Origin of the sequence: Enterobacter sp. 241F3 (assembly GCF_034106785.1) — a bacterium.
GTDB classification, from domain to species: domain Bacteria; phylum Pseudomonadota; class Gammaproteobacteria; order Enterobacterales; family Enterobacteriaceae; genus Enterobacter; species Enterobacter vonholyi.
In genome coordinates this window covers 205,549-219,238 of the sequence record NZ_JAWNDD010000001.1, presented here as the reverse complement: position 1 = coordinate 219,238, position 13,690 = coordinate 205,549, and the positions used below count along the sequence as shown (strand labels likewise).

Below are 13,690 nucleotides of genomic sequence, written 5' to 3'. Positions count from 1 at the left end.
AACGTCATGAACGCCATGCGCATGTTCATCGCTATTGTATGGCTTTCCGGACTGCTGCCAGGGATGGTGCAGGCATCGGATGCCGATCTTTTTGTTGCCGCCAGCCGTAGCCAGCAGGCGGATTTGTTGACGCAGTGGGCCGCCGCGCCGGATGCCGCCAGGCTTCCGCTGCTTCAGTCCCTGCAGAAGGAAAATCTGTATGCCGACAGTCAAAAGCACGCCTTTGCGCAGCGTAACGGGCAAATGGTGTCGCTTGGGGACGCCCGTGCGGCAGAAGCGCCAACCAAAGCCGTTCGTCTGACGAACCGGCTGCGCGTGCTGGCTGCGACCGCCATCGCCACCCATCAGCTGGTGAGTGACAGTGTCACCGATAGGCGGACGGCTGCGCGTCAGCTGCAGCGCGATGCCCAGCCCGGTATGCTCGCTTTTCTGGAAAAACGTGTGAACGATGAAACGGACGCCGTGGCGCGTCAGGCGCTGCTGCTGGCGGTCGCGAACCTCCAGCTGGCAAGCCCGCAGCCGGAAGTGCGCCGCAAGGCCGTCGAACTATTAGGTCAGTCCGACGATCCGGACGTACAGTCGAGGCTCACTCCGTTTACCCAGCCAGACACTGAGCCGGATGGCGGCGTGCGCGCGGCCGCAGGAGAGAGTCTTAGCCAGATACAGCATCGGCTGATGTGGGGCGATCTGCTGGGCCAGGCGTTTATGGGGCTCTCCCTCGGGTCGGTGCTGCTGCTGGCCGCGCTGGGGCTGGCTATCACCTACGGCCTGCTGGGCGTCATTAATATGGCGCACGGCGAGATGCTGATGCTGGGGGCATATGCCACCTGGATGGTGCAGCAGGTGATGGCCGGGCTTGCGCCCCAGTGGCTGGCGCTCTATCCCGTTATCGCCTTGCCGGTCGCGTTCTGCCTGACGGCGGGCATTGGAATGGTGCTGGAGCGCACGGTGATCCGTCATCTGTACGGTCGTCCGCTGGAAACGCTGCTGGCGACGTGGGGCATCAGCCTGATGCTCATCCAGCTGGTGCGCATGACCTTTGGCGCCCAGAACCTCGAGGTGGCGAACCCGGCCTGGCTCTCCGGCGGGGTGCAGGTTTTTGCCAACCTGACGCTGCCGTGGAACCGCATTGTGGTGCTGGGCTTCGTGCTGCTGGTGCTGTTCTTTACCTGGCTCATTCTGAATAAAACCCGTCTGGGGCTCAACGTGCGGGCGGTGACGCAAAACCGCAGCATGGCCGCCTGCTGCGGGGTACCGACAGGGCGCGTCGATATGCTGGCGTTCGGGCTTGGCTCCGGGATTGCGGGTTTAGGCGGCGTGGCGTTATCGCAGCTCGGTAACGTCGGGCCGGAGCTGGGCCAGGGCTATATCATCGACTCCTTCCTTGTGGTGGTGCTCGGAGGCGTAGGCCAGCTGGCTGGCAGCGTGGCCGCGGCGTTTGGTCTGGGGATCTTTAATAAAATCCTTGAACCACAGATGGGGGCGGTGCTGGGCAAGATCGTGATTCTGGTGGCGATCGTGCTGTTTATTCAAAAACGCCCGCAGGGGCTGTTTGCGCTGAAAGGGAGGGTGATTGACTGATGAGCCAGCCGCTGACCTTAACGCTGGCGCGCAAAGCGCCACGCACTACGTATATTGCAGGCAGCCTGCTGGTGGTGTGCTTGCTGATATTGCCGTTTTTCGCCTTACTGCCTGCGACGCATCCGCTGGCGCTGTCAACCTGGATGCTGACGCTGACTGGCAAGATCCTCTGCTATGCCATCGTTGCGGTGGCGCTGGATCTGGTATGGGGCTACGCCGGGATGCTCTCTCTCGGGCACGGCATCTTTTTCGCCCTGGGCGGCTACGCGATGGGCATGTACCTGATGCGCCAGGCCGCGGGTGACGGTCTGCCCGCGTTTATGTCGTTTCTTTCCTGGAGCGAGCTGCCGTGGTTCTGGTGGGGAACCCAGCATTTTACCTGGGCGCTGGTGCTAATTGTGCTGGTGCCGGGGCTGCTGGCGTTGGTGTTTGGCTGGTTCGCCTTCCGCTCGAAGATCAAAGGGGTCTATTTTTCGATCATGACCCAGGCGCTGACCTATGCCGGGATGCTGTTGTTCTTTCGCAACGAAACCGGCTTTGGCGGCAATAACGGCTTTACCGGCTTCACCACGCTGCTCGGGTTTACGGTAACGGAAACGACGACTCGTATCGCGCTGTTTCTGGCGACCGTGCTGTTGCTGCTCCTGGCCCTGGGCTGCGGATTTGCGCTGGCGAAGAGCAAGTTTGGCCGCATTCTGACCGCCGTTCGCGACGCCGAAAACCGCCTGACGTTTTGCGGCTACGATCCGCGCGGGTTCAAGCTGCTGGTGTGGACGCTCTCTGCCGTGCTGTGCGGTCTGGCGGGGGCGCTCTATGTCCCGCAGGTGGGCATTATCAACCCGGGCGAAATGTCGCCGACAAACTCGATAGAGGCCGCCATCTGGGTGGCGCTGGGTGGGCGCGGCACGCTGGTGGGGCCGGTGATTGGCGCGGCGCTGGTGAACGGGGCGAAAAGTTTCTTCACCGTCGCGATGCCGGAATACTGGCAGCTGTTTCTGGGGCTGATTTTTATCGCCGTTACGCTGTTTTTACCGCGCGGCGTCTACGGACTGTTTCGTAAGGGAGAAAAATAATGCAGCCAGCCGAAGGGTTATTCACCCGCCAGCTGCCCGGCGATCGCTACCGGGACCAGACTGATCCTGTACTTCAGCTTGAATCCATTAACGTTAATTTTGACGGATTTCAGGCCCTGACCGATCTCTCGCTGAATATCGGCGTGGGCGAGCTGCGCTGCGTGATCGGTCCCAACGGGGCCGGTAAAACCACGCTGATGGACGTCATCACCGGCAAAACGCGTCCAGAGAGCGGCAGGGCGATTTACGACCAGTCCATCGACCTGACAGCGCTGGAGCCTGCGGCCATCGCCCGCCAGGGCATCGGGCGTAAATTCCAGAAGCCCACGGTCTTTGAAGCGCTGACGGTGTGGGAAAACCTGGAGATCGCGATGAAAAGCGATAAGTCCGTCTGGGCGAGCCTGCGGGCAAAACTCAACGGCGCGCAGCGCGACCGGATCGATGAGATGCTGGTTTTACTTCGGCTGACCGGCGAGCGCGACCGCCGCGCCGGGCTGCTTTCCCATGGACAAAAGCAGTTTCTGGAGATCGGCATGCTGCTGGTGCAGGACCCGCATCTTCTGCTGCTGGATGAACCCGCAGCCGGGATGACCGACGCGGAAACCGAATACACCGCAGAGCTGTTCAAAACGCTGGCAGGCAAGCATTCCCTGATGGTTGTTGAGCACGATATGGGCTTTGTCGAAACCATCGCCGATCGCGTCACGGTGCTGCATCAGGGGCGCGTGCTGGCGGAAGGTTCACTTCGCGAGGTGCAGGCCAACGAGCAGGTGATTGAGGTCTATCTGGGACGTTAAGGAGCGATGATGTTACAGGTTAATGAACTGAATCAATATTACGGCGGCAGCCATATCCTGCGCGGCGTCAGCTTTGAGGCTGTAACCGGCGAAGTCACCTGCCTGCTGGGGCGCAACGGCGTAGGGAAAACCACGCTGCTGAAGTGTCTGATGGGGCTGATCCCGGCCAAAACCGGGGAGGTTATCTGGCAGGGAAAAACGATCACCCATAGCAAACCGCACCAGCGGGTGCAGTCTGGCGTGGCGTATGTCCCGCAGGGCCGAGAGATTTTCCCGCGCCTGAGCGTAGAGGAAAATCTTCTGATGGGGCTGTCGCGATTTTCCGCACGCGAGGCGAAGCAGGTGCCGGAGGAGATCTGGCAGCTGTTCCCGGTGCTCAAAGAGATGAAGCATCGTCGCGGGGGCGATCTCTCCGGCGGGCAACAGCAGCAGCTGGCGATTGGTCGCGCGCTGGCGAGCCGTCCGCAGCTGCTGATCCTGGATGAACCGACCGAAGGCATACAGCCTTCCGTTATTAAAGAGATCGGCCACGTGATCCGTACTCTGGCAAGCAGAGGCGACATGGCGATCCTGCTGGTGGAGCAGTTTTACGACTTTGCCGCCGAGCTGGCCGACAGCTATCTGCTGATGTCGCGCGGCACGATTATTCAGCGCGGGCGGGGTGAAAACATGGAGCAGGAGGGCGTTCGCGGCCTGGTTGCGATCTGAAATGTTATATTATAACATCCTCATTCTTATAAAACGGAATGAGGATGTTATCTTGGCTGAATATATTGGAAAATTTGCCATGACTCTGGGGGCGCTGCTGGTCAGCGGCCAGCTGTTTGCTCATTCGCACGGCCATCAGATGACCGAAGCGGAACAGAAGGCGGCGAACGGCGTGTTTGAGGATAAGGACGTGAAGGACAGAGCATTGTCTGACTGGGACGGGACCTGGCAGTCGGTCTATCCGTTCCTGCTCGATGGTTCGCTGGATCCGGTCTTTAAGCAGAAAGCGCAGAAGGATAAAAGCAAATCCTTTGACGAGGTGAAAGCCTACTACCGCACGGGCTATGCGACGGACGTAGATGCCATCGGCATCGAAAATAACGTGATGGAATTCCATCAGGGCAAAGCGGTCAGCCGCTGTCAGTATAATTACAGCGGCTACAAAATACTGACCTACGCGTCAGGTAAGAAAGGCGTTCGCTATCTGTTTGAGTGTAAGGACGCCAGCAGCAAGGCGCCGAAATTTGTGCAGTTCAGCGACCACACCATCGGGCCGAAGGCCTCTTCGCACTTCCACATTTTCATGGGCAATACCTCCCACGAGGCACTGCTGAAAGAGATGGATAACTGGCCGACCTATTACCCGAATGAGATGTACAAAGAGCAGGTGGTGGAGGAGATGTTGCACCACTGATGCTTTATTGCCGGGTGGCGGCTTTCCCTTACCCGGCCTGCATTCGCTACGCCGCTTTGGGTGACTCGCACCAGGCCTTCACGCTCATCCCACGCAGAATCATCAGCCAGGCCATGACGATGGCGACCATCATGATCGCAAACAAGGACCAGTGCGGCAGATTGGTCAGGATAATACCGGTGATCATCGGGTTTGCCGCCGCGCCGAGCCAGCCCAGCGCCTGGGCGGAGAAATAGCTCGCCTTCATACCCGGTGGGGCAATGTTGTCGATCAGCATGTATTCACCCGGCGCATAGATAATCTCCCCCAGCGTGAAAATGGCGGCAGCGATGCCCCAGTAAACCAGGTTTTCCCCGGAGAGCATAAAGCCGCCCAGCCCCAGGATAAAAAACAGGGTGGCGAGGGTCATCAGCGGGCGAATATTGCTGGCTGAGATCTTGCGGCCCAGCGCATATTGCAGCGTCACCACCACGGCGGCGTTGACGGGCAACACCACGGCGACCACCTTTTCGGCGAAATCACTGTCCGCATGCGCGGCCAGAACGTATTGTGAAATACAGCTCGCGAAAGACCCGCCCACGTACGACGCCAGCAGGCCAGAGAGCGTGTACCAGAACAGCGCGCGGTCTTTCAGCAATACCGACGGCTGCCACGGCGTCTTCTCCTCTGCGGTATCTAACGCCACGCTTTTCTGTACAAAGAAATGGATAAAGCCCAGCGGCAGGGCGGCGCAAAAGGCCGCCAGCCAGAACGGCAGCTGCAGGCTGTACATCACCAGCAGGGTGCCAATCGGCGGGCCGACCGTCCAGCCAATGTTCAGGAAGCTGTAGTTAAGCGAGAAGACCCGCGCCTTCTGGCTGGAGGTGAGCACGTCGGAGAACCAGGCTTTCAGCACCGTCGAAAAGACGGAGTAGGCGCAGTTGATCAGCGCAAAGAACAGCACCACCAGCGTGACGTTATTGACCAGCGGGATCGCCACAAAGCCGGCGATAAACGCCACAATCGCGATCAGCATGTAGCGTTTTTTATCAAACTTATCGGCCAGAATGCCAAATCCCAGGCTGAATACCACGCCAATGGTCAGCGCCACGGTCAGGGCATAACCAATATTCTCAACGCTCATGCTGTAGACGCGCGTGAGATAAATGGTCATGAACGGCAGCGTTGCCCCTCTACCGATGGTTAACAACAAAGACGATGCCAGCAGCGCTGCGGTTGAGCGCCTGAGAGATGGTTTCATATTCCTGCCCGACAGTTGCTTATGCTTTTATTAGATGTGTGTTAACAGGATTACCATGACATAAGGGGCTTGTATAGCGCCTGATTTATCCCTAAGTGCTTCAGCTGCCTGCCAGAATTAATGATCTTCTCGCAGCGTGCTTTTTTCTGTTACCTTGAAGTGTTAACAAATTATTAATAATTCAGGGGCAGGGTATGACGCGTAAAGACGGGCTGCTGGCTTTGCTGGTGGTCGTAGTATGGGGGCTCAATTTTGTGGTCATTAAGCTGGGGTTGCACAACATGCCGCCGCTGATGCTGGCCGGCTTACGCTTTATGCTGGTCGCGTTTCCGGCCATCTTCTTTGTGGCGCGTCCAAAGATCCCCTTTAAACTGCTGCTGGGCTACGGTCTGACCATTAGCTTTGGCCAGTTCGCGTTTCTCTTTTGCGCCATCAAGTTCGGTATGCCGGCGGGTCTTGCCTCGCTGGTGTTACAGGTGCAGGCGTTCTTTACCATTATTCTCGGGGCGTTTGTGTTTGGCGAGCGCCTGCAGGGCAAACAGCTGGCGGGGATCACCCTGGCGGTGTTCGGCGTGCTGGTGCTGATCGAGGCCAGCCTGAATGGTCAGCACGTGGCGCTGCTCGGGTTTATGCTGACGTTGGCGGCGGGGCTGAGCTGGGCCTGCGGGAATATCTTCAACAAGCTGATCATGCAGCACGAGGCGCGCCCGGCGGTGATGTCGCTGGTGGTCTGGAGTGCGCTGATCCCGGTTATCCCGTTTCTGCTGGCGTCGTGCATTCTGGACGGTCCGGCGGTGATGCTGAACAGCCTTGTCGACATTGATATGACCACGATCCTTTCTCTTGTCTATCTGGCCTTTGTCGCCACCATTGTGGGCTACGGGATCTGGGGATCGCTGCTGGGGCGTTATGAAACCTGGCGCGTCGCGCCGTTATCCCTGCTGGTGCCGGTGGTAGGACTTGCCAGTGCGGCGATATTGCTGGATGAAACGCTGAGCGCGCTGCAGCTGTTGGGCGCCGTGCTGATCATGGCCGGGCTGTATATTAACGTCTTTGGTCTGCGGGTGCGTCGGGCGACGCGGGTAAGCGAAAAGGCATAAAAAAAGCCCCGCGTCTGCGGGGCAAAAACGAATCAGAAGCCGTGCTGATTATAATAAGGCACGCCTAATTCGTCGGATTTGTCGCTACCAGCACCCATGTGGTTGAAATCATAAGGCGACTGGTCATGTGCTGACGGCAAAATCATCGAATCAGGATTATTTTGCTGCGTTGCACGAGGGGTTTGCTCCGCGAAGGTCTGGCTGGAGAGCAGCACCAGCAAGGCGAGGGCGGCGGAGGCGATAGCTTTCATGATTTCCTCGGTTACGTCTGTTACAGGCGATAATTAACTACAGTGTTTTAACGGATACAGGTATCGGGATTCGCCCGGCACGCTCGTGATTCGGTACTTATGAGGCGGCACGTCAAAATAGTTTTTGAAAGTACGCGTCAGGGTTTGCTGCGATTCAAAGCCGTAACGCTCCGCCAGATAAAGGATCGGCTCGTTGCTTTCTTTCAGTTTCTGGGCAATTTCCGTCAGCTTGCGGCTGCGAATATATTGACCTAATGAATGGCCGGTCTCTTTTTTGAACATCCGTTGCAGGTGCCATTTGGAGTAACCCGAACGCTCTGACACTTTTTCAAGGGAGAGCGGCGATTCCAGGTTATCCTCGATCCAGTCCAAAATGCTATGAATGGTGATAGCGTCAGTATTGCGTCTGGACATCGTCATACCTCTTTTTTCTGTTTACGGCAGGATTTTCTTCAGCAGAAGCTCAAGGGTTGCCACTTCATCTGCCGTTAAGTTTTTTGTTAGTTCCTGATGCAGTGTTTGTCCTACTAATTGATGACATTTCTCGCACATGGCCGCGCCATCGCTGGTTAGCTTCACCAGTACGCCGCGTTTGTCATTCGGGTTAGGGCTTCGTTCTATCCATCCTTTGCAGACGAGACGATCGAGCATGCGGGTTAACGCACCCAGATCGACAGAGAGCACCTTTTTGAGCTCAACCGGCGTGATACACACTTCGCAGCGAATGGAACACAGCACTTTGAACTGTGTTGCGGTGATATCCAGCGGTGACAGGTAGTCATTGAGCAGGCGATCTTTTTTCTGATTGACCATATGAATAAGACGACCCAGCGGAACAACGTCGTTAAAGATATCACTGGTGCTTTTCACAATGGTTGCCCTGGCAAGTAGTTAGTCACGGCAGATATTATTGCTCAGGCAAGTATAAGTCAACTGAATGAATCAGCCGATGCCACGAATTGCTAAAACGTTTCATGAACTTTTTTTAAGGTGTTTCAAATCATAGAGATAACTTCCTGTTATCTTTTCAGAAGGAAAATAATCGTTACGTTACGCCCATGGCTGAATGTCACACTTTCCCCCTATAATTGCTGTGTTAAATATGGATAAGGACGACAACGCACTATGTTGGATTTAATAAAAGCAATCAGCCTTGGGCTGGTGGTCTTGCTGCCGTTGGCTAACCCGTTAACGACGGTAGCGCTGTTCCTCGGGCTGGCAGGGAACATGAACAGCGCCGAGCGCAACCATCAGTCGATGATTGCCTCGGTGTATGTCTTTGCCATCATGATGGTGGCTTATTACGCCGGACAGGTGGTGATGAATACCTTCGGGATTTCCATCCCTGGCCTGCGTATCGCCGGTGGGCTGATTGTGGCCTTCATTGGTTTCCGCATGTTGTTCCCGGCGCAAAAAGCGCATGAGTCGCCGGAAGCGACCAGCAAATCGGAAGAGCTGGAAACCGAACCGAGTGCGAATATCGCCTTTGTGCCGATTGCCATGCCCAGTACGGCGGGGCCGGGGACCATCGCGATGATCATCAGCTCCGCGTCGACGGTGCGCGACAGCGCAACCTTCCCGGACTGGGTGCTGACGGTGGCACCGCCGCTGATTTTTGCGATTATCGGGGTTATCGTGTGGGCGTCGCTGCGCAGCTCCGGCGCCATTATGCGCTGGGTAGGCAAGGGCGGTATCGAGGCGATTTCTCGTCTGATGGGCTTCTTACTGGTCTGTATGGGCGTGCAGTTTATTATTAACGGCGTGCTGGAGATTATTAAGACCTATCATTGATGTGATTGCCGGGTAGGCGCAGCGCTGCCCGGCATAAATAAACCTTACCCGTGCTGCCCCTGTTCCTCCAGCGCCACCGGCCACTTACGGAAGATGAGCACTGACCAGATCAGCGCCACCAGTGCCGGAATGGCACCCAGATAGCCAATCGCCGACATCGACACGTGCAGTATGACCTGATTTCCCACCAGCGCACCCGCGCCAATGCCGAGATTGAAAATCCCCGAGAACAGCGACATGGCGACATCCGTTGCATCCGGTGCCAGGGCCAGGACCTTCACCTGCATGCCCAAGCCAATAATCATGATCGCCACGCCCCAGAACAGGCTGAGGATTGCCAGATTGCTTTCGCTGCCCGCGGCAGGCATCAGCAACAGCAGGCAGGCCAGCAGCAGACCAATAGCGCAGCTCACCAGCGTCGAGGCATGCCGGTTACCCAGCTTGCCGAACAGCACGCTGCTAATAATGCCCGCGCCGCCGAGGATCAGCAGTAATACGGTGGCAAAGTTGGCGCTAAAGCCCGCCACCACCTGCACAAACGGTTCAATGTAGCTGTACGCCGTGTAGTGTGCCGTCACGACGATGGCGGTCAGCAGGTAGATACTCAGCAGCGCAGGGCGACGCATCAGCAGCGGCAGGCTTTTCAGCGAGCCGGAATGTTCGCTCGGCAGCGCGGGCAGAAGTTTAATCAGACACACCAGCGTCACCAGCGCGCCCATGCCGATAGCGAAGAAGGTGGTACGCCAGCCGAAGTATTGCCCCACGATGCGGCCAATCGGGAGACCCAGCACCATCGCCAGTGCGGTACCGGTGGCAATCAGGCTCAGCGCCTGGGCGCGTTTACCCGCCGGTGCGAGTCGAATAGCCAGCGAGGCGGTGATCGACCAGAACACCGCATGGGCAAAGGCAATGCCGATGCGGCTAATGACCAGCACCGTAAAATTCCACGCCATAAACGACAGTACGTGGCTTGCAATAAACAAGACAAACAGGCCGATCAACAGCCTGCGTCGCTCCATCTGGCTGGTCAGCAGCATAAACGGCAAGGACATCAGCGCCACTACCCAGGCGTAGATGGTCAACATAATGCCTACCTGAGCCGTTTCCATCTGAAAACTTTCAGCGATGTCAGACAACAGCCCAACCGGAACAAATTCTGTGGTGTTAAAAATAAACGCGGCAATGGCCAGCGTGACCACGCGTAGCCACGCAACCCTGCGGGAAACTGTGTTCGTTGTCATAGGGATGTCGGAGATTCGTTGCTGAAAAGAAGAGGAGACGATCTTAAAACGTTGAACGGCGAAAACTCAACCATTATGTGATGCAGATCTCAATATTTACCTTATGAAAGCGGTAGCCGGGAACGCTGTTTTCATTGAATATAAAAGAACAACACAATAAAAACAGGCGGTAAGACAATGCAGGAGATTGATTTTTATCTGATCGATGCGTTCAGCGATATCACGTTCGGCGGCAACCCGGCTGCCGTTTGTCCGCTCAAGGAATGGTTGCCCGATGAGACCTTGATGAAGATGGCGCAGCAGCATAATCAGTCGGAAACGGCTTTTTTCGTCTGCACTAAAGGGGGCATTGAGCTACGCTGGTTTACCACGCTTACAGAGGTCAATCTCTGCGGCCACGCCACCCTTGCCGCTGCGTACGTTCTGTTTAATGAACTGGATTACCCCGACTCGCGGATCCACTTTGACACCGCCTCTGGCCGCCTGACGGTAACCCGGGAGGGGGAATGGATGACGCTGGACTTCCCGGCATGTCCAACCCATCAAGAGACACCTCCGCCGGAGATGCTCTCGGCGCTGGGTATCAGCCGCTACGTTGAAGCCCGTAAGGGGCGCGCATGGCTGATCGTGCTGGAAAATCGCCAGCAGGTCGAGGCGCTTGCGCCACACTTTTCGGCGATGACGCCGGGCGAGCATAAGGTAAGCGTGACGGCGCGCGGCGAGGGGGAATACGATTTTGTCAGCCGCTTTTTCTCCCCCGGCGTTTCCGTTCCGGAAGACCCGGTCACCGGCTCCGCGCACACGATGCTGATCCCGTACTGGGGTGAACAGCTGGGGAAAACAGCCATGCTTGCCCGTCAGGTTTCCGCGCGCGGCGGCGACGTGCGCTGTGAGCTGAAAGGCTCGCGCGTGCTGATGAGCGGACAGGCTTCACTTTATCTGAAAGGCACAGTTTTTCTGCGCTAAATACCCATAACAAGAGAGGAAGAGACAATGCAGGAAATTGATTTTTATCTGGTGGATGCCTTCAGCGACAAAACCTTTGGCGGCAACGCGGCAGCGGTATGTCCTCTGGAAGAGTGGCTGCCTGACGAGACGCTGCTCAAAATGGCGCAGCAGCATAACCAGTCTGAAACCGCCTTTTTCGTGCGCACCGACGGCGGGTTTGAGCTGCGCTGGTTCACCACGCTGGATGAAATTAACCTCTGCGGTCATGCTACGCTGGCCGCATCGCACGTTATTTTCGAATACCTCGACTATCCGCACACTGAAATCACCTTCACCACCCGCTTCGTGGGCGAGCTGACGGTGAAACGCAGCGGCGACTGGCTGACGCTGAACTTCCCGGCGTGGTCAACGGAGGTTGTCGAGAACCCACCTGCGCTGCTGTTTAGCGCGCTGGGCATCACTGAGGCAAAAGAGGTGCGCGTCGGACGTGATTACCTGGTGGTGCTGGAGAGCCAGCAGCAGGTGGAAGCGTTAACGCCGGATATTGGGGCGCTGCTTCCGCTGGATAAAATGGTCTGCGTGACGGCGCCGGGAGAAGAATATGACTTCGTCAGCCGCTTCTTCTGCCCGGGCGAAGGGGTGCCGGAAGACCCGGTCACCGGATCTGCCCACAGCATGCTGATCCCTTACTGGAGCGAAAAGTTGGGCAAAACGTCGCTCAATGCCCGCCAGGTGTCACACCGTGGCGGAGATCTGCGCTGCGAGCTGAAGGGCGATCGCGTGCTGATCGGCGGTCAGGCCACCCTGTATCTGAAAGGGCGTGTCTTTTTGCGCTAACAGGGCGGAGCGATAAGTTAATACTATGAAGCACCCTGGCAGGCCTGCGCTATGTTGAAATTTAGCCTCATAAAAAAGCAAGGAGCCTGCCATGTATTCCATTACCTCTGAATCTGCACGTCACCCGGATATTCTTAGCCTGATCGCGGCGCTTGACCGCTATCAGAGCGAACTCTATCCCGCTGAAAGTAATCATCTGCTCGATCTGGCTTCGCTGCCGGAAGCCTCGCTGATCCTGATGATCATTCGCGACCAGCAGCTTCAGGCCGTTGGCTGCGGCGCAATCGTGCTCAACGGCGACGGAACGGGCGAGATGAAGCGGGTTTATATCGATCCGGCCCATCGCGGGCAGCATCTCGGCGAGACGCTGCTGGCCGCCCTGGAAGATGAGGCCCTGAGCCGTCATTGCCACACGGTACGGCTGGAGACCGGTATTAAACAGCGCGCCGCGGTGCGTCTTTATGAACAGTGCGGATACGATTTACGCCCGGCGTTTGCCCCGTACGTTGACGACCCGCTCAGCCTGTTTATGGAGAAGGCGCTGGTTGAAGACGTTCGTTTAGCAGCGCTATAAAGGCCTCCAGCTGGCGGGTCATCGCCCCGCGTCGCCACACCAGCCAGGTGGTGAGCCAGCGCCAGTTTTCCGCCAGCGGCCAGGCTTCAATCTGATGATGCCCAGGCATACTCTCCAGCATTGAGCGCGGCATCAGCGCGATGCCTGCGCCCGCGATAACGCAGGCGAGCATGCCGTGATAGGACTCCATCTCATGAATGCGGCCGGGCGCGGCGCGGTCAGCATGAAACCAGCTCTCCAGGTGTCGACGGTACGAGCAGTTGGCGCGAAAAGCGTAAACGTCGCTGCCGCTAACCTGCGCGGCGCGTGCGACCTCCGCGTGCCCGGCAGGCGTGACCAGCATCATCTCCTCCCGATAGACCGGCATGCCTTCCAGCTCCGGGTGCGACAGCGGCCCGTCGACGAAGGCGGCGCTGAGGGTTCCCTCCAGTACGCCATCGATCATCGTTCCGGATGGCCCGGTAGAAAGGGCAAACTGGATGCGCGGATAGCGCTGGTTAAACTGCGCCAGCGTTTCAGGAATACGCACGGCTGCGGTACTTTCCAGCGCGCCGAGGGCAAATAACCCCTGCGGCTCATCTCCCGCTACAACCATGCGCGCTTCATCCACCAGGGCGAGGATTTGCTTGCTGTAGCGCAGGAAGTTATGCCCGGCCGGGGATAAACGCAAACGTTGGTTCTCACGAATAAACAGCTCAACGCCAAGATCGGCTTCCAGCTGGCGAATGCGGGTCGTCAGGTTAGACGGCACGCGATGCACCTTCTGCGCCGCCTGGGTGATACTGCCCGTCAGTGCGACGGCGTTAAACATTTCAAGCTGGGTTAAATCCATAATGTTCTCGTTTCGTGAATAAG

General features: G+C 57.4%; 16 protein-coding genes. 10 read left to right on the top strand and 6 right to left on the bottom strand.

The window, feature by feature from the left end:
* Positions 1-6 precede the first annotated feature (6 nt).
* Genes urtB through zinT form a run of 5 tightly spaced genes read left to right on the top strand, consistent with a single transcriptional unit; the run spans position 7 to position 4,853 of the window.
* A complete protein-coding gene (gene urtB, locus UR504_RS01005; RefSeq protein ID WP_302234966.1) occupies positions 7-1,581 on the top strand; it encodes an urea ABC transporter permease subunit UrtB in 1,575 nt (524 codons plus the stop codon).
* The gene (gene urtC, locus UR504_RS01000; protein ID WP_115875044.1) at positions 1,581-2,654 is read left to right on the top strand and encodes an urea ABC transporter permease subunit UrtC; all 1,074 of its coding nucleotides are present in this window, start codon (positions 1,581-1,583) and stop codon (positions 2,652-2,654) included. Before urtB ends, urtC begins: the two co-directional genes overlap by 1 nt.
* Complete coding sequence (gene urtD, locus UR504_RS00995; protein WP_302234968.1) at positions 2,654-3,451, top strand: urea ABC transporter ATP-binding protein UrtD; 798 nt, start codon at positions 2,654-2,656, stop codon at positions 3,449-3,451. The genes urtC and urtD overlap by 1 nt, the downstream gene beginning before the upstream one ends.
* Before the next feature lie 9 nt (positions 3,452-3,460).
* A complete protein-coding gene (gene urtE / locus UR504_RS00990; RefSeq protein ID WP_111964612.1) occupies positions 3,461-4,159 on the top strand; it encodes an urea ABC transporter ATP-binding subunit UrtE in 699 nt (232 codons plus the stop codon).
* 52 nt (positions 4,160-4,211) lie between these two features.
* Positions 4,212-4,853, top strand: coding sequence for a metal-binding protein ZinT (gene zinT / locus UR504_RS00985; RefSeq protein WP_271367864.1), 642 nt, complete (start codon positions 4,212-4,214; stop codon positions 4,851-4,853).
* A 46-nt stretch (positions 4,854-4,899) separates the two neighbouring features.
* On the opposite strand, the gene ydeE is transcribed toward zinT, so the two are convergent.
* On the bottom strand, positions 4,900-6,093 hold the full coding sequence (gene ydeE / locus UR504_RS00980; RefSeq protein ID WP_127730855.1) for an efflux MFS transporter YdeE: 1,194 nt from the start codon (positions 6,091-6,093) through the stop codon (positions 4,900-4,902).
* A 194-nt stretch (positions 6,094-6,287) separates the two neighbouring features.
* Here ydeE and eamA point away from each other — a divergent pair, with 194 nt between their 5' ends.
* Positions 6,288-7,193 carry an O-acetylserine/cysteine exporter gene (gene eamA, locus UR504_RS00975; RefSeq protein ID WP_302234973.1) on the top strand — a complete coding sequence of 302 codons (906 nt, stop codon included), beginning with the start codon at positions 6,288-6,290 and terminating at the stop codon, positions 7,191-7,193.
* A gap of 32 nt (positions 7,194-7,225) precedes the next feature.
* On the opposite strand, the gene marB is transcribed toward eamA, so the two are convergent.
* Genes marB through marR form a run of 3 tightly spaced genes read right to left on the bottom strand, consistent with a single transcriptional unit; the run spans position 7,226 to position 8,314 of the window.
* Complete coding sequence (gene marB / locus UR504_RS00970; protein ID WP_302234975.1) at positions 7,226-7,444, bottom strand: multiple antibiotic resistance protein MarB; 219 nt, start codon at positions 7,442-7,444, stop codon at positions 7,226-7,228.
* 33 nt (positions 7,445-7,477) lie between these two features.
* Positions 7,478-7,858 (bottom strand): MDR efflux pump AcrAB transcriptional activator MarA, encoded by a 381-nt coding sequence (gene marA / locus UR504_RS00965; RefSeq protein WP_008502237.1) that lies wholly within the window; start codon positions 7,856-7,858, stop codon positions 7,478-7,480.
* A 21-nt stretch (positions 7,859-7,879) separates the two neighbouring features.
* On the bottom strand, positions 7,880-8,314 hold the full coding sequence (gene marR / locus UR504_RS00960; RefSeq protein ID WP_111964608.1) for a multiple antibiotic resistance transcriptional regulator MarR: 435 nt from the start codon (positions 8,312-8,314) through the stop codon (positions 7,880-7,882).
* A gap of 255 nt (positions 8,315-8,569) precedes the next feature.
* On the opposite strand from marR, the gene UR504_RS00955 reads away from it, so the two are divergent.
* Positions 8,570-9,235, top strand: coding sequence for a MarC family NAAT transporter (locus UR504_RS00955; RefSeq protein ID WP_302234977.1), 666 nt, complete (start codon positions 8,570-8,572; stop codon positions 9,233-9,235).
* 44 nt (positions 9,236-9,279) lie between these two features.
* Here the strand turns inward: UR504_RS00955 and UR504_RS00950 are convergent, their stop codons facing one another.
* Entirely contained in the window at positions 9,280-10,476 is a 1,197-nt protein-coding gene (locus UR504_RS00950; protein WP_302234978.1) for a sugar transporter, read from the bottom strand.
* A gap of 177 nt (positions 10,477-10,653) precedes the next feature.
* Here UR504_RS00950 and UR504_RS00945 point away from each other — a divergent pair, with 177 nt between their 5' ends.
* The 3 genes from UR504_RS00945 to UR504_RS00935 all read left to right on the top strand — a co-directional run bounded on the left by UR504_RS00945 (position 10,654) and on the right by UR504_RS00935 (position 12,835).
* Positions 10,654-11,442, top strand: coding sequence for a PhzF family phenazine biosynthesis protein (locus UR504_RS00945; RefSeq protein WP_302234980.1), 789 nt, complete (start codon positions 10,654-10,656; stop codon positions 11,440-11,442).
* A gap of 27 nt (positions 11,443-11,469) precedes the next feature.
* Entirely contained in the window at positions 11,470-12,261 is a 792-nt protein-coding gene (locus UR504_RS00940; RefSeq protein ID WP_111964605.1) for a PhzF family phenazine biosynthesis protein, read from the top strand.
* A gap of 91 nt (positions 12,262-12,352) precedes the next feature.
* Positions 12,353-12,835, top strand: a complete 483-nt coding sequence (locus UR504_RS00935) for a GNAT family N-acetyltransferase (RefSeq protein ID WP_111964604.1) — start codon at positions 12,353-12,355, stop codon at positions 12,833-12,835.
* Here UR504_RS00935 and ptrR read toward each other — a convergent pair.
* On the bottom strand, positions 12,789-13,667 hold the full coding sequence (gene ptrR, locus UR504_RS00930; protein ID WP_127730867.1) for a putrescine utilization regulator PtrR: 879 nt from the start codon (positions 13,665-13,667) through the stop codon (positions 12,789-12,791). The two genes, UR504_RS00935 and ptrR, sit on opposite strands and share 47 nt — an antisense overlap.
* Positions 13,668-13,690 lie beyond the last annotated feature (23 nt).

What these genes read in the sequence shown, in the direction of transcription:
- UR504_RS00955 (WP_302234977.1), top strand. Translation starts at nt 8,570, where the DNA reads ATGTTGGATTTAATAAAAGCAATCAGCCTTGGGCTGGTGGTCTTGCTG.
- ptrR (WP_127730867.1), bottom strand. Translation starts at nt 13,667, where the DNA reads ATGGATTTAACCCAGCTTGAAATGTTTAACGCCGTCGCACTGACGGGC.
- UR504_RS00940 (WP_111964605.1), top strand. Translation starts at nt 11,470, where the DNA reads ATGCAGGAAATTGATTTTTATCTGGTGGATGCCTTCAGCGACAAAACC.
- marB (WP_302234975.1), bottom strand. Translation starts at nt 7,444, where the DNA reads ATGAAAGCTATCGCCTCCGCCGCCCTCGCCTTGCTGGTGCTGCTCTCC.
- urtE (WP_111964612.1), top strand. Translation starts at nt 3,461, where the DNA reads ATGTTACAGGTTAATGAACTGAATCAATATTACGGCGGCAGCCATATC.
- eamA (WP_302234973.1), top strand. Translation starts at nt 6,288, where the DNA reads ATGACGCGTAAAGACGGGCTGCTGGCTTTGCTGGTGGTCGTAGTATGG.
- UR504_RS00935 (WP_111964604.1), top strand. Translation starts at nt 12,353, where the DNA reads ATGTATTCCATTACCTCTGAATCTGCACGTCACCCGGATATTCTTAGC.
- UR504_RS00945 (WP_302234980.1), top strand. Translation starts at nt 10,654, where the DNA reads ATGCAGGAGATTGATTTTTATCTGATCGATGCGTTCAGCGATATCACG.
- urtC (WP_115875044.1), top strand. Translation starts at nt 1,581, where the DNA reads ATGAGCCAGCCGCTGACCTTAACGCTGGCGCGCAAAGCGCCACGCACT.
- urtB (WP_302234966.1), top strand. Translation starts at nt 7, where the DNA reads ATGAACGCCATGCGCATGTTCATCGCTATTGTATGGCTTTCCGGACTG.
- UR504_RS00950 (WP_302234978.1), bottom strand. Translation starts at nt 10,476, where the DNA reads ATGACAACGAACACAGTTTCCCGCAGGGTTGCGTGGCTACGCGTGGTC.
- ydeE (WP_127730855.1), bottom strand. Translation starts at nt 6,093, where the DNA reads ATGAAACCATCTCTCAGGCGCTCAACCGCAGCGCTGCTGGCATCGTCT.
- urtD (WP_302234968.1), top strand. Translation starts at nt 2,654, where the DNA reads ATGCAGCCAGCCGAAGGGTTATTCACCCGCCAGCTGCCCGGCGATCGC.
- marA (WP_008502237.1), bottom strand. Translation starts at nt 7,858, where the DNA reads ATGTCCAGACGCAATACTGACGCTATCACCATTCATAGCATTTTGGAC.